The sequence below is a fragment of the Streptomyces sp. NPDC111507 genome (genome assembly GCF_055638955.1).
The window spans coordinates 256,143-275,445 of the sequence record NZ_JBVKBU010000005.1; the positions used below are offsets into that span (position 1 = coordinate 256,143).

A 19,303-nucleotide genomic window follows, 5' to 3' on the forward strand; every position below is an offset into this window, starting at 1 on the left:
ATGACCACGGTTCACGAGGGCGCACGCGAGGGAGACCTCGTCCTCGGCGCGCTCGGCGGCATGGGAACGCCGGTCGACTGCTCCGGCCTCGGCCGCCTCGATCTGGAAGGACCGCAGGTCCTCTGGCTGGTGGCGGCGGGCGCCATGGACCTGTTCGCGGTCGACGCCGTCCAGCAGGGCCACTGGCACCACCTCGGGCGCCTCGAAGCAGGCTCCCTGCTGCTGGGCCCCGTCGCCGGCCCGCAACACACCCTCGTGGGGCGGCCGTTGCGGGGCTGCGTGGTGCGCAGGATCGTGCTGCGCGAGCTGTACCAGCCGGTGGACACCCAGACCTGGTCCTACGACGACTACGGCAACCCCCAGTACGTACCGCCGACCTCGAGCCCGCTGGAGTACGCCCTCGCCCTCGGCGTCGGCCGCAGCCTGTCCATTCTCTTCCAGGCGCCGATGGCCACGGAGAACGCCGCCGCGCTGACCGATGACGACGTCTTCTGGATGCAGGTGCCGCCCGGGAGTGTCCAGTACGGCTCCCTGTACGGCGCCGAGGCGGCGGCCGATCTGCTGATGGACTCCGGTGTCTGGCAGGGCATGGTCAGCCAGCAGCACCGGCTGCTGTCCACGCTCGACCGCTGGATCGAGCAGTTGGAGGCCAGCCACGAGGACCGCACGGCGGCGGGCATCAAGGCGGGCGAGGCCGTCCGCGCCCAGGCCGACCGGACCCTGCTGGCGTCGATCGGCAAGTCGTCCAAGCGCCCGACGGCGGCCGACGCGGACGCCACGTACGCGGCCTGCAAGCTGGTCGCCCGCGCGTCCGGGATCACCCTCGCCGAGTCCGCGCAGAGCGGCACGGAGAGCGACCGGCTCGACCCGGTGGAGCGGATCGCGCTCGCCTCGCGCGTCCGCACCCGTGCCGTACGCCTCGACGGGCGCTGGTGGCGCGACAACATCGGCCCGCTGGTGGGCCACCGCGCCGTGTCGGGCTCCCCGGTCGCGCTGCTGTGGCGGCGCGGCGGATACGTGGCCGTGCAGCCGTCTTCAGGCCGGGAGACCCCCGTCGAGAAGGCCAACGCGCCGGAGTTCGAGCCGCGGGCCGTGATGTTCTACCGTCCACTGCCCGAGCGGAAACTGAGCCCGCTGCGGCTGCTGCGCTTCTGCCTCCAGGGCACCGGCGGCGACCTGCGCAACCTCGCGATCAGCGGTCTCGTCACCGTCGCGATCGGCGCGCTGGTGCCGATCGCCACCGGCAAGGTGCTCGGCGAGTACGTGCCCAAGGCCCAGCACGGCCTGATCGTGCAGGTCTGTCTGGCCATCATGGTCACCAGCATCGTGTCGGCCGCGTTCATGCTGCTCCAGAACCTCACGATGCTGCGGATGGAGGGGCGGATCGAGGCGACGCTCCAACCGGCCGTGTGGGACCGGTTGCTGAGGCTGCCCACGAAGTTCTTCACGTCCCGCTCGACCGGTGAGCTGGCCAGCGCGGCCATGGGCATCAGCGCGATCCGCCGCCTCCTCGCGGGCGTCGGACCGACGCTCGCGCAGGCGGGCACGGTCGGCGCGATGAACCTGGGGCTTCTCCTTTGGTACAGCGTGCCCATGGCGCTCGCCGCGATCGGCATGCTTGTCGTCATCGCGGCCGCGTTCCTCGGGCTCGGTCTGTGGCAGGTGCGCTGGCAGCGCCGTCTGGTCGTCCTCAGCAACAAGCTGAACAACCAGGCGTTCCAGACCCTGCGCGGCCTGCCCAAGCTGCGGGTCGCGGCGGCCGAGAACTACGCGTACGCCGCCTGGGCGGGCGAGTTCGCGCGCAGCCGCGAGCTCCAGCAGAAGGTCGGCCGCATCAAGAACCTCACGACGGTGATGGGCGCGGTGTACCTGCCGCTGTGCTCGCTGCTGATGTTCATGCTGCTCGCGGGTCCGGCGCGCGGCTCGCTGTCGGCCGCCGACTTCCTGACCTTCAACACGTCGATGACCATGCTGCTGACCTCGGTCACCCAGGTGACCGGCGCGTTCGTGTCGGCGGCGGCCGCGCTGCCGATGTTCGAGGAGATCAAGCCGGTGCTCGACGCCACACCGGAGGTGCGGGTGGCGAGCACCCGCCCCGGGGTGCTGTCCGGTGCGATCGAGGCCCGGCGGCTGTCCTTCCGGTACGCCGACGACGGCCCGCTGGTCCTGGACGACGTGTCGTTCGACATCAAGCCCGGCGAGTTCGTGGCGATCGTCGGCCCCAGCGGCTGCGGAAAGTCCACGCTGCTGCGGCTGCTGATCGGCTTCGACAAGCCGGTCTCGGGCAGTGTGCTCTACGACGGGCAGGACCTGGGAGCGCTCGACCAGTCCGCCGTACGCCGTCAGTGCGGTGTGGTGCTCCAGCACGCGCAGCCGTTCACCGGCTCGATCCTGGACTGCATCTGCGGTACCGAGCCGTACACGCCCGAGGAGGCGATGGCGGCGGCCGAGATGGCCGGCCTGGCCGAGGACATCAAGCGGATGCCGATGGGGCTGCACACCATCGTCTCCGGCAGCGGCGCGATCTCGGGCGGCCAGCGGCAGCGACTGATGATCGCCCAGGCGCTGATCCGTCGGCCCCGCATCCTCTTCTTCGACGAGGCGACCAGCGCGCTCGACAACGAGACCCAGCGCACGGTCATCGAGAGCACCCGGGCGCTCCACGCCACCCGGATCGTGATCGCGCACCGGCTGTCCACGGTGATGGACGCGGACCGTGTCATCGTGATGGAGGACGGCCGGGTCGCCCAGCAGGGCCCGCCCGCGCATCTGCTCGCGGACACGGGCGGGCGGCTGCACGAGCTGGTGCGACGGCAGCTGGCCTGAAGGTCGCCCACGAGGGGCCGTCAGTCCATCCCCGGTACCGGGGCACCGGACGGGATCCCGGCCTCGACATATCGGGCGTAGATCTCCTTCCAGGGCGCGGTGGCCCCGGCGTGCGGGCCCTCGAAGCGCTCGCCGCGGGCCTTCGTGTCCAGGGCGGCGAGGCACACCTCCCAGCCGGCGCCGTTGCGGGCGGCGGTGTTCTCGGCCGCGAGGACGTGGGTGAGGGTGAAGTGGGTGCGCTTGTCGTCCAGGGCGTCGAGGTCGAAGCGGAGCTCGTCGCCGCCCCAGTCGAAGGAGAGGTGCCGGGGCGGGTCGACGGCGAGGACCCGGCCCGTGGACTCGGGCATGTTCGGGTCGCCGCTGAACCTGATCGTGCCGCCGGGGCGCAGCTCGATCTCGGCCCGGGACGGGAACCACTCGACCAGCTCGTCCGGGTCGGTCACGAACCGCCAGACGCGGTCGACGGGGTGGTCGTAGGTGCGGCTGAAACGGACGGCGGGCCGGCCGTCGTCGAGGGTGAGGTAGGTGCCGGTGAGCGCGGTGGGTTCGGCGGACATGTGGCTCAGTCCTTAAGAGTGGGGTTTTCCGGGGGGTCCGACGGCGCCGGCGCCGTCCTGTCCAGGCGGCGGCCCAGGGCGTCCAGGCTCTCGTTCCACAGCTTCCGGTACGGGGTCAACCAGGCGTCGAGTGCGGCGATCGGGGCCGGGTCGAGGGCGTAGACACGGCGTTGCGCGTCCTGTCGTACGCGCACCAGGCCCGCGTCCCGGAGCACCCGCAGATGCTTCGACGTGCTCGGCTGGCTCAGACCGCACGCCTCCACGATCTCTCCGACCGGCCGCGGGCGCTCAAGGAGCAGCGCGACGATCGCACGACGGTGGGGGTCGGCGAGAGCGGTCCAGAGGGTGGCGTCGGACATGGCCTCAATATGCCCCGACGGTTATATGCCCGTCAAGGCATACGCGTCGCAGCCGACCGACTCCAGCCATCACTGTGACGGCCGCCTCACCCGACACCCTCAGCGAAACGTTGCCGTTTCGCTGAGGGTGTTCTAGTCTTCGAGGTGTACGAAACAGTTTCGTTTACGTTCCTGTAACCCCTGAGCGACTTCCCTGGAGTGGTTCTCCCATGTCCCAGACCCTGACCGAAGGCGCCCGCAAGGGCACCGTGGACGGTTCGTCCACTCCATCGTCGAAGCGGTGGTGGATCCTCTCGATCATCGGCATCGCGCAGCTGATGGTGGTCCTCGACGCCACCATCGTGAACATCGCCCTCCCCTCCGCGCAGGCGGACCTCGGCTTCTCCGACGGCAACCGGCAGTGGATCGTCACGGCGTACTCGCTGGCCTTCGCCTCCCTGCTGCTGCTCGGCGGACGCATCGCCGACCTCTTCGGGCGCAAGCCCGCCTTCCTCATCGGTATCGCGGGATTCGCCGGAGCCTCGGTGCTCGGCGGCGCCTCCACCAGCTTCGGGATGCTGGTCACCGCGCGCGCCCTGCAAGGTGTCTTCGGCGCGCTGCTCGCGCCCGCCGCGCTCTCGCTGCTGAACACGACGTTCACCGACGCCAAGGAACGCGCCAAGGCGTTCAGCGTCTACGGGGCGATCGCCGGCGCCGGTGGCGCGGTGGGCCTCCTGCTCGGCGGTGTGCTGACCGACGCGCTCGACTGGCGCTGGACGCTGTTCGTCAACCTCGTCTTCGCGGTCGTCGCCTTCGCCGGTGGCTGGGTGCTGCTGAGCAATCACCGTGACGCGGCGAACTCCAAGCTCGACCTGCCGGGCACGCTGCTGGTCTCCTCCGGTCTCTTCGCCCTCGTCTACGGTTTCTCCAACGCCGAGACGCACGACTGGAGTTCACCCCTGACCTGGGGATTCCTCATCGCCGGTGGTGTCCTGCTGAGCGCGTTCGCCTGGTGGCAGACGCGCGCCGAGCACCCGCTGCTGCCGATGCGCGTGCTGCTCGACCGCAACCGTGCCGCGTCCTTCATCACCGTTCTGATCACCGGTGCGGGCATGTTCGGCGTCTTCCTCTTCCTCACCTACTACCTGCAGCTGAACCTGGGCTTCAGCCCCACCAAGACAGGTGTGGCGTTCCTGCCGATGATGGCGGCCCTGATGGTCATGGCCCAGGTCTCCACCACCGTCCTGGTGCCGCGGATCGGACCGAAGGTCGTCATCCCCGCGGGCTTCGCGATCGCGGTGGGCGGCATGGCCTGGCTGACCGGCATCGCAGTCGCCTCCGACTTCTCGACCGCCGTGCTGCCGCCGCTGCTGCTGATCGGTGCGGGCCTCGGCATCGTGATGCCGCCCGCCATGTCGCTGGCCACCAGCGGGATCGCGGCGGAGGACGCGGGTGTCGCCTCCGCGACGGTCAACACCATGCAGCAGGTGGGTGGTTCGATCGGTACGGCGCTGCTGAACACGCTGGCCGCGAGCGCCGCGACGAGCTATCTCGCCGGCAAGGACGCGACCAGCAAGCTGGTCCAGGCACAGGCGACGATCGAGAGCTACACCACCGCCTTCTGGTGGTCGGCGGGCTTCTTCGCCGCGGGCGCGGTGATCGCCTTCCTGCTCTACCGCCGCGGAACCCTGGACGCGGACCCGGACGCCGTACAAGCCGTCCACATGTAAGTCCCGTGTGATCACTCACAGGCCGAGGGGCCGCCGTCTGCAGGGAGACGGCGGCCCCTCTCACGTCTGCGGCGGCGGGCCGTCACGGCGGCCGGCCGGGTACTCCGGGCGGGTTCGTTCCGCTGTACGGAGGGCCGGTACACGACGAGCGTCCGCCGCTCCTTCTCCAGCCTCAGCCCGGGCGGCGCGGGCGCGACTTCACCGTCGTACGCGAGTGTGTCCGTACCACCGAGTTCCGCCAGCTCGACCCACGGAACCACCTCCGCTCCATAGACCCGGGACCGGCCGAGCGTGCCGGCGAGCGCGGAGACGATCACCCGGGTGCGGGCGAGCCGGTGTTCGCCGTCGATCAGGCGCAGGTCGATCAGCCCGTCGTCCAGGCGGGGCCGGTAGGCGGGAGCGAAGCCCTGGGGTTCGTAGCGGCCGTTGCCCGCGAAGAGCAGCCACAGCCGGCGGTGGTGTCCGCCGACGCTCAGCTCCACGGGCGTCGCGGTGCGCAGCACCCGGACGAGGGCGACGGCCGCCGCCGGCCACTTGCCCATGCGCTGCTCCAAGTGCTCCCGCGTCCGCACGAGTTCGGGGTACAGGCCGATGCTGAAGGTGTTGAGGAACCGCACCTCGTGCCCCGCCCCCGACCGCGCCACGCCGAAGTCCACGGCCACCGCCTCGCCCCGCGCGACCGCGACGGCGGTGTCCTCGACATCCCGTACGCCGACGTCCTGGGCGAAGTGGTTGAGGGTGCCGCCGGGGAACACCGCGAGTGCGAGCCCCCGCCCGGCCGCCGCGCGGGCCGCCGCGTTGACACTGCCGTCGCCCCCGCACACACCGAGCGCACCGCCCGCCGCCCCGGCCCGCTCGACCGCCCGGTCCACCGCCCGCTCCAGCAGCGCGGCGAAGTCGTCGTCCGGGCCGCGCTCGATCAGCTCGGCCCGCGGCAGCAGTCCGCGCAGCCGCTCGGCGGGCGGCAACGGGGTGCCCGGCGCACCCGTCCCGGCCCGGGCGTTGACGAAGACGACGAGTCCTTCGCCGCCGGGCAGCGCGGGCGCGGACGCCGAGGGCCGTTCGCGCGCCGGGAGCGCGGGGCGCGGCGGCCACCAGCGGCAGGTGAGCGCGGCGGCTGCGACGCCGATCGCCATCCCGGCCAGCACGTCCGCGGGGTAGTGCACCCCGACGTACACCCGCGAGAAGGCTACGGCGGCAGCGAAGGGCGCGACCAGGGCGCCGTATCCGGCCGACTCCAGGGCGACCCCGGTGGCGAACGCCGCGGCCGAGGCGGAGTGGCCGGAGGGGAAGGAGGTGGTGTGCGGCTGACGCTTCAGGTGCCGGATCGACGGCACATGCTCCAGCAGCGGACGGGGCCGCCGGGTGCTCCACTTCACGACGGTGTTGACGGTCAGCGAGGCGATCGTGAGCGAGCCCACGCCCCGCAGGGCCGCCCGGCGGGGCGCCCGGCCCCCGACGAGCGCGAGGCCGGCCGCCGTGCCGAGCCACAGCCGTCCGTGATCGGCGGAGCGGCTGAGCCGTCGCAGCGCCGGATCCGCGCCGGGCACCCGTGCCGCGGCCACCCGCGTGAACAGCCGCCGGTCCCACTCGCCGAGAACTCTCATGCCCCACGGCTACGGCACCCGGCCCGCCCCGGCATCCCCAGTCAATACACCATCCCCAATATTCACCCGTTCGAGTGAACGGGATCGCGTCTGTGGCGACCTGAGGATGTTTCCGGCCGGGCCGGGGTAGCTAGCGAGACCACATGACCCTCGCAGATTCCGGGCTTCCCTCGACCAACCCCTACGCCCACAGTTATCCGCGCGGTCCGTTCACCGTGGTCGAGGTGACGGGAGAGATCGACATCGCGACGGCGGAGGCGCTGGCCGAGCATCTGTCGGCGGCGACGGCGCGGGCCGAGCCGGACGTGCTGGTCGATCTGCGCCGGGTTGCCTTCTTCGACTGCTCGGGCCTGCGCGTACTGTGCCGCGCCGAGACACGGGCGCGGGAGCGCGGCGGACGGCTCCGCGTCGTCTCCGACGGGCACCGCGTCCACCGCCTCCTGCGCGCCGCGCACCTGCTCAGCCGCTTTCCACCGCTGGCCGGCCTCCCGGAACCACCGGAATCGACGGACCCGCGAAACCGCCCGGCAGTTCCTCCTCCGTCCCGTCGGGAAAGCGGATCAGAACCCCGCCCCCGGTCGTGACCCGGGCGCTCGCACCGACGAGTTCGGGATCGCGGCCGAGGACCACCAGGGTGACGAGGAGATGGACCCCGCCAGGGTGAGCGGGCAGCGCGAGGTGGGGAGTCGCCGAATGGACCCCGTAGGCGTTGGCGTCCCTGGCCCGCGCGACCAGGCCGTTTCCCGACGCGTCCCAGCCGAGCAGTCCGACGACCGCGCTCGTCAGCCCGTCCGGGCGTCGCGCCCACGCCCATCGCGGCCCCGTGCCCTCCGCAGGCGCCCCGGCGTCGTCGGCCAGCGCCCACCCCCCTTCCCGTACGACCGCGCCGCGCGGCCCCGCCACCCGTTGCACCCGCACCTCCCACGGACCGTGCACCACGCTGGTCGTCTCGATGCGATGCTCGGCGCCCGCCAGACGTGCCGTGTGCCAGGAGGCGGCGCGGCGCCCGGCCGCGCCCAGCGGATGGATCCGGCCGCGCCGGGACCGCGTGCCGTCCGCCGCGACCAGCGAGAGCTGGTTGTCGATCCCGGCGCCCCCGGTGGCCATCCCGGCCCACTCGGTGTCGGGCGCGGCCGCGCTGGCGTAGGCGAACCTCGTGTAGTGCGGGCTGTCCTCGTCCGGTGCGGGCGGGGGCGGCAGTCGGTCGCTCCCGTGGTTCACCAGGCGTACGACGCCGTCGGCGGCCGTCGAGTGCAGGAGCCAGCCCGGGACGGGCAGCGCCACGCACGCGTCGGCGGTGTCCACCGGGCCGGGCTCCTCGGGGGCCGTCCACACGGGGTGGTCGGCGGGGAGCAGCAGGCCGAGGAACGCCTTGCTCGCCCAGTACGGGGAGGCGGGTCCCGAGTAGCGCTGGGTGACCGGGAGAAAGGGGCGGTACCAGCCGAGCGACAACAGCCCCTTCTCGTCGGGCACACCGCGTTCGGCGAAGTGCTTCAGGGCTCCGGAGGCGAGGCGTCGGGTCAGGCCCGGTGCCAGCGGGGTCGCGTCGGCGAGGACTCCCGCCCACAGGGGGGCGGTGGTCGCGAAGCGGTAGGTCAGGGAGCGGCCCTGGTGCACGGGGGCGCCGTCCGCGCCGAAGAAGTACTGATGGACGCCGAGGAATTCGCGTAGTCGGGCGCGGTGCCCGGCCACCAGCTCCGGGGCGGCCCGCGATCCGGCGACACGCGCCCACAGCACCGGGTACAGGTGCAGGGCCCAGGCGTTGTAGTAGTCGAACTTGCGGCCGTCGCCGTCCGTGTACCAGCCCTCCCCCCGGTACCAGTCCCCCAGCCGCGCCAGCCCGGCGTCGATCTCGTCCCGGCTGTGCGGGGCGCCGACCGAGGCGAGGAACTCCTCCGTGATGACCTGGAAGAGCCGCCAGTTGGAGTCGTTGGCCCTCGCGCCGATGAAGCCGCTCAGCCAGTCGACGACACGGCCGCGTACGGAGTCGTCGAGGCGGTCCCAGAGCCAGGGGCGTGTCTCGTGCAGGGCGATCGCGACGGACGCGGCCTCGACCATGGGCTGGCCCCGGTCGGTGATGGGCGGCCACCGGTCCGGGCCGTGCGGGTCCGTCCCGGCGGTGAGCCCCGCCGCGTAGCGCTCGATCAGCCCGGGACCCACCCGGCCGCCGGAGCCCGCGATACGGAAGGCGGCGAGCAGGAAGGAACGTGCGTAGCCCTCGAGGCCGTCGGACCAGGGTCCGGAGTGACTGACCCGGCCGGGGAGGCGGTACTGGGCCCAGGTGGGTGAGGCATAGGGGAGCAGTCCGTCCAGGAGGCGGTCGGCGGTCGCCTCCCAGTGGGCCCGGGTCCAGCCGGTGACCGGTGAGGTGGTGGGGTCGGGGGGCGGCAGGTGTGTCGGGGTGGTGAGCGACACGTGCGGCACGGTCATACGGGGGTGGATCCTCCGTCTTCTAGGGCCTGTGTGGAGTTGTGATCTGGATCAGGGAGCGGGGCGTGGTGCGTGCGATCGCAAGGCGCCGGAATGTCCTCGTAGCGGAGCTACTAGGGCATTTCGGCAACGCGGCGAGCGTGCGTGCCACGCCCCGCGAGCCCAGATCACAACTCCACACAGGCCCTAGGCCCCCGGCGGGGGCGGCTGGACGCTGTCGCGCACGACGATGTGGGTGCCGAGCAAGTGGTGGGCGCCCGCCGCGTGTTCGGGGTCGCGCAGGGCGATGCGGACGGCGGCGCGGCCGAGTTCCTCTGCGGGGGTGCGGACGGTGGTGAGTGGAGGGTTGAAGTCCTCCGCGAGCGGGATGTCGTTGTAGCCGACCACCGAGATGTCCTGGGGCACGCGCAGCCCGGCGTCGGCGATGGCCCGCAGGGCTCCGGCGGCGACCATGTCGTCCCCGGCGAAGACCGCGGTGAAGCGCGCGGGGCCGGAGTCCGGGGTGGCGGTTCCCGCGGTGGCGGGGTCCGGAGTGAAGGTGTCGACGGTGGCGGTGTCCAGGGTGGCGGTGTCACCGGGGCCCGGGCCCCCGCCCGCCTTGAGCAGTTCCGTCATCGCGCGGTGGCCCGCGGCCCGGCCCAGGCCGCAGTCGACGACGTGGGCGGCCTCGGGGCCCAGGCCGTGTTCGGCGAGTGCGGCCCGGTATCCGGCGACGCGGGCGTCGAGGGCCGTGTTGCCGGGCAGGCCGCCGAGGAAGACGATCCTGCGGTGGCCGGCCGAGAGCAGATGGCCGGTGATCGCGCGTGCCCCGGCCTCGTTGTCGAACTCGACGACGAGCGCCGGGATGTCGGCATCCGGCGCGGGCCTACCGCACAGGACGAGCCGCGCGCCGGACGAGGCGAGGGCCTGGGCGTAGTGCGCGACGCGCTCGCGGTAGGCGTCGTCCTCGACGACCCCGCCGACCAGGATCACCAGCCCTGCCCCCTCCTCGCGCATCAGCTGGACGAACTCCAGCTCGCGCCCGGGGTCACCGCCCGTGGTGCCGACCAGGCAGAGCCAGCCGCGGGCGGCGGCCTCCGCCTCCACGCCCTCGGCGACCTGGGCGTAGAAGGGGCTGGTGACCTGGCGCAGGACGACGGCGACCATCTTCCGGCCGCCGCCGACCAGGGCGCGGGCGTGCGCATTGGCGACGTAGTCGAGGTCGCGGGCGGCGCGCAGCACCCGGGCCCTGGTGGACGCGGGCACCGGGTGGTTGCCGCTGAGCACGCGCGAGACCGTGGCCATGGACACTCCGGCCCGCTCGGCCACCTCGCGGATCGTGACCCGCCCCTTCGACGTCATGTCGTTCCCCATCCCCATGCCCATCCCCCGTGCCTCTCCTTCGACCGGCTCCGCCGCCTCAGGTGTTGGCGGCGTAGTCCTTCGCGAACTCCTCGGCCATTCTGTCGCCGCCGCGATCGCGCCATTTCCTCGCGGCCGCGTCGAGCTCGGACAGCGGCAGGCGGCCCGCGATGACGCCGGTGACCGTGTCGTCCATCAGCGCCCTGAGCGTGGTGCCCTGGGCGGTGTACGTGCGGGACTGCAACCCGAAGGACGCGTTGCGGATCGCCACCGGGACCACCTTCACCTGCCAGGCGTGCAGGGCGCGTACGGCCTCGGGCATGCCCGGCACGAACAGCACCTGGGGCCCCTCGGCGAGGTACTTCAGCGGCAGGTTGGTGTTGTTCTCGACGTCGCCGAGTTTGGTGGCCTCGGGCGAGCCGTCCTTGCCGCGGGTGAAGTGGGTGCCCTCGACGCCGTAGTGGACGAGTTCCCACTCCTTGCTGCCGAAGGGCGCGGCGAGGTAGTTCAGGACGCGCAGGAGAAGCTCGATGCGCTCCTTCTTCGCCTTCTTCAGGACCGTGTAGCCGAAGGAGCGGCGGCCGGCGACGATCCCGCCGGGTGTCCCGTCCACGCTGTACGGCAGCGCGGCGGCCGGGGTCAACAGGCCCTTGGAGTCGAGGTACTTGGGGAGGTAGCCGCCGAATCCGTCCTGCATGGAGCCGACGGTGCCGTTGAGGAAGAGCGTGCTCAGGTCCGGCTGGGAGAGGGAGGTGGCGTCGGGGTGGTAGGAGCCGTTCTTGCGGAGCTGCGCCTGGTAGGCGATGGCCGCCTTGTAGCGTTCGTCGCCGTAGTTCGCGTGGAAGGTGCCGTCCTTGTCCACGGCCCAGCCCTGCGGCGCGTTGTGCGCGGCGGAGTGCACCGCGTTGCCGAACAGCGAGCCGGTCGCGGCCCCGAGCGCGTACTTCTTTCCGCTGGTGCCCTTCTTGGCGACGGCGGCGAAGTCCTGGGAGGTCCAGCCCTCCTTCATCCCCGCGTCGGTGAAGAAGGCCTGGTTGAGCCAGAGGGTGGAGCCCGGCAGCGGGCGTTCCAGGGGGATGCCGTAGATCCGGCCGCCGACGCGGCCCATGTCGCGCCAGGCGTGGGTGGGGATGTTGGCGAGGTTGGGGTAGTCCGCGATCGCCGCGCCGGAGAGGTACGGGGTGAGGTCCTCGGCCCTGCGCTGTACGAACTGGGCCTCGCGGGGCAGGACGAAGCCGGAGAAGACGTTGATGATGTCGGGCAGTTCGCCCGGGTCACCGGCCATCACCGTGGCCATCTTCTTCTGATAGTCGGTCTGCGAGATGATCGTGTATTCGATCTTCACGCCGAGCGCCTTCTCGACCGCCGCCCAGAACTGGTTCGCGGAGGCCGGCTTGGGCGGCGTACCGAAGGTCACGGACATGACCTTGACGGTGGAGCCGTCGCCCGGTGTGCCCGAGACCGCCGTGACCAGGTCGGCGGGGTAGGCCGTGTATCCGGCCTGGACCCCGGCGTCGGTGGGAGCGAGGTCGGGCTTCGGGCCGGCGAACGCCTTGTACGCGGGCCAAGGGGCCAGCTTTTTGCCCGCGTTGGAGACGTCGCCGTCGCCCGAGCCGGTCGAGCAGGCGGCCAGTGTGCCGGGTGCGGCGAGCGCGGCGCCGCCGACGGCCATCGAGCGCAGCAGGGTGCGCCGGGACAGGGAGGGCATGGGAAACCGACCTTTCCTGGTGGACGGAGTCAGCTCTTGATGGCGCCGGTGAGCACGCCCTTGGTGAAGTACTTCTGGAGGAAGGGATAGACGAGCAGGATCGGTACGGTGGCGATCACCAGGACCGCCATCTGCACGGTCTGCGGCGCGTTGACCGTGCCCTCGCCGACCGTCGTGTCGGTGAGCCCGGAGCCGGCCACCACGTAGGTGCGCAGCACCTGTTGGAGCGGCCAGTGGTCGCTCTCCAGATACAGGGAGGCGTAGAACCAGGAGTTCCAGTACGCCACCGCGTAGAACAGTCCGACGACGGCGAGGGCCGCCTTCGACAGGGGCAGTACGACCGACCACAGCACCCGCCAGTCCCCCGCCCCGTCCAGCCGTGCGGCCTCGTACAACTCCTCCGGGATCGCCTGGAAGAAGCCGCGCAGGACGACGAGGTTGAACACGTTCACGAGCACGGGAAGGATCAGCGCGCTGTACGTGTCGAGCATGCCCAGCTCCTTGACCAGCAGGAAGCCGGGGATCATGCCCGGGGGGAAGAGGAAGGTGAACAGGATCAGGAGCAGGACCGGTTTGCCGCCGAAGACGCCGGGTCGCGACAGCGCGTAGGCGAGGGTGACGGTGCAGACGAGGCTGAGCAGGGTGCCGACGAGGGTGACGCCCGCGCTGACGCCGAGGGCATGGGTGACGATGCCGCCGTCGAGGATGTCGCGGTAGGCCTTGAGGGTGGGGTGCTGGGGCCAGAGCACCCAGCCGCCGTTCGCGACGACCTCCCGCTGGGAGGCGAGCGAGGTGGAGAGGATGACGAGGAACGGCACGCACACCAGCAGGACGACGGTGACGAGGGCGACGGCCTTGGCGGCCTGGGTCGCGGGCTTCGGCTTCTCCATCCAGCCGGGCCGGGCATGGGTGCTCACCGGTAGACCCCCTGTTCGCCGAGGCGGTGGGCGACCTTGTTGGCCGCGTAGACGAGCAGGGCGCCGACGACCCCCTTGAACAAGCCCGCGGCGGCGGCGAATCCGTAGTCGCCGCCGACGATGCCCTGGTAGTAGACGAAGGTGTCGATGATCTCGGCGGCTTGCGGGCCGACGGCATCCCGCTGGAGCAGCATCTGTTCGAAGCCGACCGAGAGGATGTCGCCGAGCCGCATGATGAGCAACAGCACGATCACCGCGCGGATGGCGGGCAGGGTGACGTGCCAGAAACGGCGCCAGGGGCCCGCGCCGTCGATGGCCGCGGCCTCGTACTGCTGCTCGTCGACCTGGGAGAGCGCGGCGAGGAAGATGATCGTGCCCCAGCCGGCGTCCTTCCAGATGACCTGGGCGACGACGAGCGGTTTGAAGGCGTCGGCGTTGCCGATGATGTCCACGGTGTGCAGGCCGGCGTCGCCGAGATAGCTGTTCACCATGCCCGTGTCGCCCAGGACCTGCTGGAACAGGGCGACGACGATCACCCACGAGATGAAGTGCGGCAGGTAGGCCACCGACTGCACGAAGCGGCGGATGCTGCTGCGGGTGAGGCTGTGCAGCAGCAGGGCGAGGGCGAGCGGGACGGGGAAGTAGAAGATGATCTGCAGGACCGCGATCCAGAGGGTGTTGAGGACCGCGTCCCAGAACTCGCCGTCCTCGAACATGCGCCGGAAGTTGTCGAGACCCACCCACCGACTGCCCCAGATGCCGTCGAACGGGACGTAGTCCTTGAACGCGATGACGTTGCCGAGCAGGGCGCCGTAGTGGAAGACCAGGAAGTAGGCGAGCCCGGGGAGCATCAGCAGGAACAGCGCCCTGCCGCCACGTCTATGAAAGCGTTTCAAGCCGCGACGGGCCTCGATCGGAGGGCGGCGCGAAGGGTCCACCACCTCTGTACCTGCGTGGTCCCGCAACACTGCGGCCACGGAGCCTCCTCACCTGAGACTGTCGGGTGAGGGGAAATTAAAACGTTTCCAATGCGGGGTCAACACTTCTGACACAACTACGAGTTGAGGACACCCAGCCGGGGCGGGCGCCGGGGCGGACGCCGGACAAACAGATGTCGGGGGCCGGCCGGCGGCCCCACTCCGCCTGACCGACCCCCGATGCGAGATCGCGTCGTACTCCGTGCTTCGGGGCGCGCACTCCCCACCTACTGACCCCGCTCGACGCTCACGAAGGCCGCGCGATCCCGGTCTCTCAGAACGTGAAGAAGCTCGTCCCGTAGGAGTTCTTCACGCACTCGTTGGCGAAGGTCCGTTCGTACGCGACGCGCTTGCCGCGCCAGACACCCTGGACGGTGACGACCACCGGATCGAACTGCCGCGTACACAGTGCGCCGTCTCTTAGGGTCAGGGCGTCGAAGTCGCCGTTCACCGCCCGGAGTTCGGCACAGGCGTCATAGGCGGCGGGGTGGGTGCCCGAGGGGGTCGGGGCGCAGTTCAGCGTGACCGCGCGCTCCGGGGTGACGGTGGCGGCGGTCTCTCCGTGGCCCATGGTGAGCACCAAGGCCGAGGGGGCGTAGAGCCCTGAGGGGGCGAGGGCCGGCGTGGCGTGTGCCGGCGTGGCGTGGGCCTGGCTCGTGATCGTCCAGGTCTCGGCCGTCTGGGTCGTGTGGGTCGGGGTGGCGAGGGCGGACCCCCCGAGGGGGCCGCAGACGGCAGCGGCCGTGAGGGTGAGAGTCGCTGCCCAGCGCGCGGTGGTCGGCATTGTGTGCATCCTTCCGCTCGATTGAATGCAGTACCGGCTCGGTTGGGTGCCGGTGCGGCGAGCGCGAGTCTGCCGAGTCCGGACCGGAAACACACATCGACCCCATGCGTTTCAGTAACCTTGAGTATTGAATCAGTGGCGCGAAGTAACGAAATTCGAACGTTCAAGCCCCGGAACTGAGGGGTTGTTGATCGCCAAGGGCACCCTCCTGGCCGGATTCCCCCGGCTCCGCAATAGGCCTGAAACATTCCGGTTCAGCATCCGGCGGACTCCCTTGCTTCTTCCAGGCAACGGAGTAATCGTCATTACATGATTACTTCAGAGCAGCACGAGAAGCTGCGCGGCTGGTTCGCCGGCCGCCTGCCCGACGATCTCTTCGAGAGCCTGGTGGAGGTGACGGTCGACCGGGAGGAGATCACCGTCGTCGGCCGTATCCCCGAACCCGGGCTCGCCGAAGGTGCCTCGGACGCCGAGAAGGAGGCGGCCGCCCAGGCCCGTATCCAGGAATTCCGCGAGCGCACCCGCGACGACCGGGTCGCGGTGGCACGGGAAGCCGAGCACCGGTTCGGCAAGAAGGTCTCCTGGGGTGTGGAGTGCGGGGGCGAGCGCGCCCTGTTCACCCACATCGCCGCACCCGTCATGACCCGGTTGCGCCAGCCCGAGCGCCAGGTCCTCGACACCCTCATCGCCGCCGGGGTCGCCCGCAGCCGCAGCGACGCCCTCGCCTGGTGTGTCCGCCTCGTCCAGCGTCACGCCGACGACTGGCTGACGGAACTGCGCGACTCGCTGGAACACGTGCAGCGGGTCCGGGCCCAGGGTCCGGACGCCACGCCGCGGGACGCCACACCCGACGAGGAGTGACCGACCGCGTCACACTGGCGACAACAGCCGACAAGACGAGGTGGTCGCGGATGAAGTTCGGAGTGTCGACGTTCATCACCGACGAGGGCATCGGCCCCAGGGCCCTGGGTCCCGCTCTGGAGGAGCGCGGGTTCGACACGCTGCTCCTGGCCGAGCACTCGCACATCCCGGTGAACCGGGAGACGCCGTATCCGGGCGGCGGCGAACTGCCCCGCATCTACTACCGCACGCTCGATCCGTTCGTGGCGCTCGCCGCCGCTGCCTCCGTGACCCGGGACCTGCTCCTGGGCACGGGGATCGCTCTGGTGGTCCAGCGCGATCCGATCACCACCGCGAAGGAGATCGCCTCCCTCGACCTGATCTCCGGCGGCCGTGCCGTGTTCGGTGTCGGCGCCGGCTGGAACCGGGAGGAGATGCGCAACCACGGCACGGATCCGGCCTCCCGCGGCCGGCTGATGGACGAACGCATTCGCGCCATGATCGAACTGTGGACGAAGGACGAGGCCGAGTTCCACGGCGACTTCGTCGACTTCGCACCGGTCTACGCCTGGCCCAAGCCGGTCCAGCGGCCGCACCCGCCCATCTGGGTCGGGGGCAACAGCGAGCGCACCTTCGCCCGCGTCGCCGAGTACGGGTCGGCGTGGCTGCCCAGTGGCGTACCGGCCAAGGAACTGGGCACGCGCATCGAACAGATGCGCAAGACCGCCGGTGACCGGCCGGCGGTCGTGGTCTACGCGGGCGGGAGCGACCGGGAGTCCCTCGACACCTACGCGGAACTCGGCGTCGACCGCGTGCTGCTGTATCTGCCGACCCAGCCGGAGGACGAGACACTGCGCACACTCGACGAACTGGCCGAGGCCGTGTCCGCCCACCGCTGACGCTTCCGGCCGCCGGGGATCGTGAGCCCACCGCGTTCCCGCCGCCGGGGAATCGGAGCTCACCGTGCCGGACATGGACGAGCAGGAGGCGCGCCTCCGGTTCGTGGCGGCACGGGTGGCGCGCCTGGCGACGGTGGACTCCGAGGGGCGCCCGCACCTCGTGCCCCTCGTCTTCGCGGCGCGCGGCGGCGAGATCGTCTCCGCGGTCGACCACAAACCGAAGAGGTCGCGGCGGCTGCGGCGGCTGAGCAACATCGCCGCCCACCCCGCCGTATGCCTGCTCGTCGATGCCTACGACGAGGACTGGGAGCGGCTGTGGTGGGTACGGGCGGACGGCGACGCCCGGGTCCTGCCGCCCGGCCCACAGGACGAGTACACGGCGGCGATCGACCTGCTGCGCGAGAAGTACGCGCAGTACCGGCAGCGGCCGCCGGACGGGCCGGTGATCGCCGTCACCGTCCACCGCTGGCACGGCTGGCGCGCCACCCCGGAGCCCGGCCCGGAGCACTGAGCCACCGCCGGGCACCTCCCGCGACAGACACACGCCGGACTGGACGAATGCTCCATCCCGGGCACGGAAGATGGATGTTTTACCTTCTGGCGCAGGTCTCCGGCCCGGCCTTAGCGTCGGCAGACCTACCAAGGACGGCATCCGCCGCCGCACACCCCCGCGGCGACACTGGAGCCGACCTCCCCTCGCGCCACCACGCGCTCCACCGCCCGCTTCCGGGCACAGGCACTTCGCTGGAGCACCCTTGTCCGAGAACTCCCCCGCCACGTCGTCGCGGTCTCTCACCGAGGTGGAGACCTACGGCGTCGAGCGCATCCCCGACGCGGACCGCACCGCGTCGCCGCTCGACCTGTTCAGAGTCGCCTTCGGCGGTGCGAACACCTTCTCCACCTGCGTCCTCGGGGCCTTCCCCATCCTCTTCGGCCTCTCCTTCTGGCAGGGGCTCGCGGCTACCCTCCTCGGAGTCGTCGTCGGGGCCCTGATCCTGTGCCCGATGGCGATGTTCGGCCCGGTCAACGGCACGAACAACGCGGTCGCGTCCTCCGCGCACCTCGGGGTGCACGGCCGGGTCGTCGGCTCGTTCCTGTCCCTGCTCACGGCCGTGGCGTTCTTCTCGATCTCGGTGTGGAGCTCCGGCGACGCCCTGGTCGGCGGCGCGCACCGGCTGTTCGGCCTGGAGCGCAGCAACCTGTCGTACGTGGTCGCGTACGCGCTCTTCGGCTGCCTGGTGCTCGCGGTCTGTGTGTACGGGTTCCGGTTCATGCTGTTCGTCAACAAGATCGCGGTGACCTCGGCGACCGTGCTGTTCCTGCTCGGCGCGATCGCCTTCGCGGATGACTTCGATCCCTCGTACGCCGGTGTCTTCACGGCCTCGGCCGACTCGGCGACGCAGGCGCTGTTCTGGCCCTCCTTCATCGGATCGGCACTGATCGTGCTGTCGAACCCGGTGTCCTTCGGCGCGTTCCTCGGCGACTGGTCGCGCTACATCCCGGCGAACGCGCCGCGCCGCAAGGTCGTCGGTGCCGCGTTCCTGTCCCAGATCGCCACCCTGCTGCCGTTCGTGTTCGGGCTCGCGACCGCGAGCATCATCGCGACCAAGGCGCCGAAGTACGTCGACCCGGCGGCCCCGACTTCGTCGGCGGCCTGCTGGCCATCTCGCCGAGCTGGTTCTTCCTGCCGGTGTGTCTGCTCGCCCTGATCGGCGGCATGTCGACCGGCACGACGTCGCTGTACGGCACCGGGCTCGACTTCTCGTCGGTGTTCCCGCGGCTGTCCCGGGTCCAGGCGACGATCCTGGTCGGAGTCCTGTCGATCGCGTTCATCTTCATCGGCCGCTTCGGATTCGACCTGGTTCAGTCCATCTCGACGTTCGCCACGATGATCATCACCTGCACCACGCCCTGGATGGTCGTGATGATCCTCGGGTTCTACACCCGGCGCGGCTGGTACGACCCGGACGCGCTCCAGGTCTTCAACCGCCGTCAGCGCGGAGGCCGTTACTGGTTCACACACGGCTGGAACTGGCGGGGCATGACGGCCTGGTGGGTGGCCGCGGTGGTCGGTGTGCTGTTCACCAACATCCCAGGCCAGTTCGTCGGACCGCTGGGCGACCTCGCGAACGGCATCGACATCAGCCTGCCGCTGTCGCTGGCCGTCGCCGCCGTGCTGTATCTGGCGATGCTGCGACTGTTCCCCGAGCCTCGCGCGGTGTACGGGCCCGAGGGACCGCGGCTGGCCCGCGCCGTCGACGTGCCGGTGCCGCCGATCACCGGTCCGGGTGCGGAGAGCGAGGGCACGCCTGCGGTGCTCGCCGTCGACGGCAGTTGATGCGCCGACGG

General features: G+C 71.1%; 14 protein-coding genes and 2 pseudogenes. 7 read left to right on the forward strand and 9 right to left on the reverse strand.

The window, feature by feature from the left end:
• Window positions 1-2,826, forward strand: coding sequence for an NHLP bacteriocin export ABC transporter permease/ATPase subunit (locus tag ACZ7M2_RS22335; RefSeq protein ID WP_471596728.1), 2,826 nt, complete (start codon window positions 1-3; stop codon window positions 2,824-2,826).
• A 20-nt stretch (window positions 2,827-2,846) separates the two neighbouring features.
• Here the strand turns inward: ACZ7M2_RS22335 and ACZ7M2_RS22340 are convergent, their stop codons facing one another.
• Together ACZ7M2_RS22340 and ACZ7M2_RS22345 are read right to left on the reverse strand one after the other, a co-directional pair.
• Window positions 2,847-3,383 (reverse strand): SRPBCC family protein, encoded by a 537-nt coding sequence (locus ACZ7M2_RS22340; RefSeq protein ID WP_471596729.1) that lies wholly within the window; start codon window positions 3,381-3,383, stop codon window positions 2,847-2,849.
• A gap of 5 nt (window positions 3,384-3,388) precedes the next feature.
• Complete coding sequence (locus tag ACZ7M2_RS22345; protein WP_471596730.1) at window positions 3,389-3,742, reverse strand: ArsR/SmtB family transcription factor; 354 nt, start codon at window positions 3,740-3,742, stop codon at window positions 3,389-3,391.
• A gap of 209 nt (window positions 3,743-3,951) precedes the next feature.
• On the opposite strand from ACZ7M2_RS22345, the gene ACZ7M2_RS22350 reads away from it, so the two are divergent.
• Window positions 3,952-5,451, forward strand: a complete 1,500-nt coding sequence (locus ACZ7M2_RS22350) for an MFS transporter (protein WP_471596731.1) — start codon at window positions 3,952-3,954, stop codon at window positions 5,449-5,451.
• Window positions 5,452-5,462: 11 nt separating this feature from the next.
• Here the strand turns inward: ACZ7M2_RS22350 and ACZ7M2_RS22355 are convergent, their stop codons facing one another.
• Complete coding sequence (locus ACZ7M2_RS22355) at window positions 5,463-7,058, reverse strand: phosphatase PAP2 family protein (RefSeq protein WP_471596732.1); 1,596 nt, start codon at window positions 7,056-7,058, stop codon at window positions 5,463-5,465.
• 143 nt (window positions 7,059-7,201) lie between these two features.
• On the opposite strand from ACZ7M2_RS22355, the pseudogene ACZ7M2_RS22360 reads away from it, so the two are divergent.
• A pseudogene (locus tag ACZ7M2_RS22360) lies at window positions 7,202-7,498 on the forward strand (STAS domain-containing protein); the annotation flags it as partial.
• Between the two features lie 19 nt (window positions 7,499-7,517).
• Here ACZ7M2_RS22360 and ACZ7M2_RS22365 read toward each other — a convergent pair.
• From ACZ7M2_RS22365 to ACZ7M2_RS22390, 6 genes are all read right to left on the reverse strand, one after another.
• Window positions 7,518-9,488 (reverse strand): DUF2264 domain-containing protein, encoded by a 1,971-nt coding sequence (locus ACZ7M2_RS22365; RefSeq protein WP_471596733.1) that lies wholly within the window; start codon window positions 9,486-9,488, stop codon window positions 7,518-7,520.
• A 186-nt stretch (window positions 9,489-9,674) separates the two neighbouring features.
• Window positions 9,675-10,829: a LacI family DNA-binding transcriptional regulator gene (locus ACZ7M2_RS22370; protein ID WP_471597012.1), complete on the reverse strand. Its 1,155-nt coding sequence runs from the start codon at window positions 10,827-10,829 to the stop codon at window positions 9,675-9,677.
• Window positions 10,830-10,887: 58 nt separating this feature from the next.
• Window positions 10,888-12,537, reverse strand: a complete 1,650-nt coding sequence (locus ACZ7M2_RS22375) for a type 2 periplasmic-binding domain-containing protein (protein ID WP_471596734.1) — start codon at window positions 12,535-12,537, stop codon at window positions 10,888-10,890.
• Window positions 12,538-12,566: 29 nt separating this feature from the next.
• A complete protein-coding gene (locus ACZ7M2_RS22380) occupies window positions 12,567-13,454 on the reverse strand; it encodes a carbohydrate ABC transporter permease (protein ID WP_471596735.1) in 888 nt (295 codons plus the stop codon).
• Window positions 13,451-14,305 carry an ABC transporter permease gene (locus ACZ7M2_RS22385; RefSeq protein WP_471597013.1) on the reverse strand — a complete coding sequence of 285 codons (855 nt, stop codon included), beginning with the start codon at window positions 14,303-14,305 and terminating at the stop codon, window positions 13,451-13,453. Before ACZ7M2_RS22385 ends, ACZ7M2_RS22380 begins: the two co-directional genes overlap by 4 nt.
• A 400-nt stretch (window positions 14,306-14,705) precedes the next feature.
• Complete coding sequence (locus ACZ7M2_RS22390) at window positions 14,706-15,215, reverse strand: subtilase-type protease inhibitor (RefSeq protein WP_471596736.1); 510 nt, start codon at window positions 15,213-15,215, stop codon at window positions 14,706-14,708.
• A 309-nt stretch (window positions 15,216-15,524) separates the two neighbouring features.
• Here ACZ7M2_RS22390 and ACZ7M2_RS22395 point away from each other — a divergent pair, with 309 nt between their 5' ends.
• The 4 genes and pseudogenes from ACZ7M2_RS22395 (at window position 15,525) to ACZ7M2_RS22410 (ending at window position 19,292) form a co-directional block, all read left to right on the forward strand.
• Window positions 15,525-16,076: a hypothetical protein gene (locus tag ACZ7M2_RS22395; protein ID WP_067360110.1), complete on the forward strand. Its 552-nt coding sequence runs from the start codon at window positions 15,525-15,527 to the stop codon at window positions 16,074-16,076.
• A 50-nt stretch (window positions 16,077-16,126) separates the two neighbouring features.
• Entirely contained in the window at window positions 16,127-16,954 is an 828-nt protein-coding gene (locus ACZ7M2_RS22400; protein ID WP_471596737.1) for an LLM class F420-dependent oxidoreductase, read from the forward strand.
• Between the two features lie 64 nt (window positions 16,955-17,018).
• Entirely contained in the window at window positions 17,019-17,465 is a 447-nt protein-coding gene (locus tag ACZ7M2_RS22405) for a TIGR03668 family PPOX class F420-dependent oxidoreductase (RefSeq protein ID WP_471596738.1), read from the forward strand.
• 244 nt (window positions 17,466-17,709) lie between these two features.
• Window positions 17,710-19,292 (forward strand): annotated as a pseudogene (locus tag ACZ7M2_RS22410) (purine-cytosine permease family protein).
• The last annotated feature ends 11 nt before the right edge of the window (window positions 19,293-19,303 follow it).

Bases quoted from the DNA above. Each gene is read 5' to 3' on its own strand.
- ACZ7M2_RS22335 (WP_471596728.1), top strand. From the start codon at position 1: ATGACCACGGTTCACGAGGGCGCACGCGAGGGAGACCTCGTCCTCGGC.
- ACZ7M2_RS22340 (WP_471596729.1), bottom strand. From the start codon at position 3,383: ATGTCCGCCGAACCCACCGCGCTCACCGGCACCTACCTCACCCTCGAC.
- ACZ7M2_RS22345 (WP_471596730.1), bottom strand. From the start codon at position 3,742: ATGTCCGACGCCACCCTCTGGACCGCTCTCGCCGACCCCCACCGTCGT.
- ACZ7M2_RS22350 (WP_471596731.1), top strand. From the start codon at position 3,952: ATGTCCCAGACCCTGACCGAAGGCGCCCGCAAGGGCACCGTGGACGGT.
- ACZ7M2_RS22355 (WP_471596732.1), bottom strand. From the start codon at position 7,058: ATGAGAGTTCTCGGCGAGTGGGACCGGCGGCTGTTCACGCGGGTGGCC.
- ACZ7M2_RS22365 (WP_471596733.1), bottom strand. From the start codon at position 9,488: ATGACCGTGCCGCACGTGTCGCTCACCACCCCGACACACCTGCCGCCC.
- ACZ7M2_RS22370 (WP_471597012.1), bottom strand. From the start codon at position 10,829: ATGACGTCGAAGGGGCGGGTCACGATCCGCGAGGTGGCCGAGCGGGCC.
- ACZ7M2_RS22375 (WP_471596734.1), bottom strand. From the start codon at position 12,537: ATGCCCTCCCTGTCCCGGCGCACCCTGCTGCGCTCGATGGCCGTCGGC.
- ACZ7M2_RS22385 (WP_471597013.1), bottom strand. From the start codon at position 14,305: ATGCTCCCCGGGCTCGCCTACTTCCTGGTCTTCCACTACGGCGCCCTG.
- ACZ7M2_RS22390 (WP_471596736.1), bottom strand. From the start codon at position 15,215: ATGCCGACCACCGCGCGCTGGGCAGCGACTCTCACCCTCACGGCCGCT.
- ACZ7M2_RS22395 (WP_067360110.1), top strand. From the start codon at position 15,525: ATGATTACTTCAGAGCAGCACGAGAAGCTGCGCGGCTGGTTCGCCGGC.
- ACZ7M2_RS22400 (WP_471596737.1), top strand. From the start codon at position 16,127: ATGAAGTTCGGAGTGTCGACGTTCATCACCGACGAGGGCATCGGCCCC.